This is a genomic window from Paenibacillus sp. P4_A7, assembly GCF_056402455.1.
This window is the reverse complement of the sequence record NZ_JBFUHJ010000707.1, coordinates 1-1,810: the sequence shown is the minus strand read 5'-3', so window position 1 is coordinate 1,810 and position 1,810 is coordinate 1. Positions and strand designations below refer to the sequence as shown.

The 1,810-nt window shown below is 43.1% G+C and carries 2 protein-coding genes; both read left to right on the top strand.

What is annotated here, in order from left to right:
* Positions 1–1,041, top strand: a 1,041-nt coding sequence (locus tag AC1DWN_RS33220; protein ID WP_477563099.1) for a dienelactone hydrolase family protein, incomplete at its 5' end; no start/stop codon positions are given.
* Between the two features lie 194 nt (positions 1,042–1,235).
* Positions 1,236–1,810, top strand: a 575-nt coding sequence (locus tag AC1DWN_RS33215; protein ID WP_477563098.1) for a hypothetical protein, incomplete at its 3' end; no start/stop codon positions are given.

The following is a 1,810-nucleotide window of genomic DNA, read 5'->3' as shown; positions in this document are numbered from 1 at the left end:
GCTGTCGGCAATAGCTACCGCGAGAAACAAAAAAGAGAATTTGATGCTTTGATTATAAATAGGCATCAAGCTTCGGAGGAGAAGAGAAAGTCTTTCTTCCGGCTTGATACGACAAGTATTCCTGTATTTGAGAGGGATGCTTCTTCAATGCGGGAGAAGGTAAGAGGTATGCTAGGATGGCCGCTGGCAATGGATAGTGATAGGGGATCACGGTCTGATTCCACATCGGTACCGGCAGCGAAGGTTATTTACGTCTCTGAGGATAAGCTTGGTAGTATCTACAGGGTGGAAGTAGAAGCTGGATTTGGACTAACGACATATGGTGTCTTGTTCATTCCTAATAAGGAAGGGCCGCATCCTCTTGTTATTTCGCAGCATGGGGGATGGGGAACACCGGAGTTATGCTCTGGCTTTTATGGCGAAAACAATTATAACGATATGACACGAAGAGTATTGAAGCGTGGTGTAGCCGTATTTGCTCCTCAATTATTGCTTTGGAATCCAGATGCTTACGGTCCTGAATATCATCGACACCAGTACGATAAGCAATTAAAACATGTAGGAAGCTCCATAGCTGCAGTTGAAATTTATAAAATACAGAGGGCCATCGATTATTTCATTTTAAGGCCGGACATCGATCATTCCAAGGTTGGGATGATCGGTTTGTCGTATGGTGGGTTCTATACGATGTTTACAGCTGCACTTGATACTAGAATTAAAGCGGCTTATTCCTCTTGCTTCATCAATAATCGGTATGTAGTGGATTGGCCGGACTTTACTTGGTTTAACGCAGGCAATAGGTTTTTGGATGCAGAGATCTGTGCGCTTATCGCACCTCGATTTCTACATTTAGAAGTAGGCACACGGGATGAGACGTTCCTTTATGAGTATGCCCAGCCAGAAATTGATAAAGTGGCGGCYCTTTATGCGCAATTGAACATAAGTGATCGGTATTCTGCGAAAGCCTTTGACGGTGGGCACGAGCTGGACCCATCGGATGATGGAATTGAATTTTTCTGTAAATCGCTCTTTAGCTTTTAAGAACGCAACAGATGTCAATAAAAGCAAAATTAGCAAATAGTAACGAATAAATAGACGATTTATAATCTTTTTGTAACCRCTTACTAGTAAAGGTGTCGATTTAAAAAAAGGGAGGGATTTGAGGGGGAAGAGTCTGATAGGCAGTGCCGGCAGGTAAGAGTTAAATACAAATATGTAGGATGAGGTGAAAAGTAATGTTAAGAAAAACAATGCTTGGATTGCTCGTGTCTATGATGATGATTGGGTTATTATTTAATTCCTCTGCGTATGCCAATCCGAATCCGACGCCAACGGTGTCGGGGGAGTTTCCGATCGGTATTTTCGTTGAACCGCCTCCACCAGATGTAACCGATGCTAATTTTGCAGACATACGTGCGATGAACGCCAATTTTATTGTAGCAAGCAACTTAAATACAACACCTGCCACAACCGATTGGGCTTTGGAGAAGGCGGCAGCAAACAATTTGAAATACTTAGTTACAGATACGGGAATCCGTTGGTATCGTTCGGAATGGGTATCCCAAAACAATGATGACGGTGACGCATTGTTTATCAGCAATAATAAGTCAATCGGGCAAACCTTTAAAACACCAGCACAAGACGAAATGGCCATCTGGAAGCTCTCATTTAAGAAAAGCGGGGTATGGCCTGCAGGTAAAACCGCTACGGTGAGTATTTATAACGGCCCGGATAAAACAACACTCATTGGTAGCTCAACGCTTACAGGACCGATCGTAACGAATTATCCTGAGTTTGTCATTAATGGCGC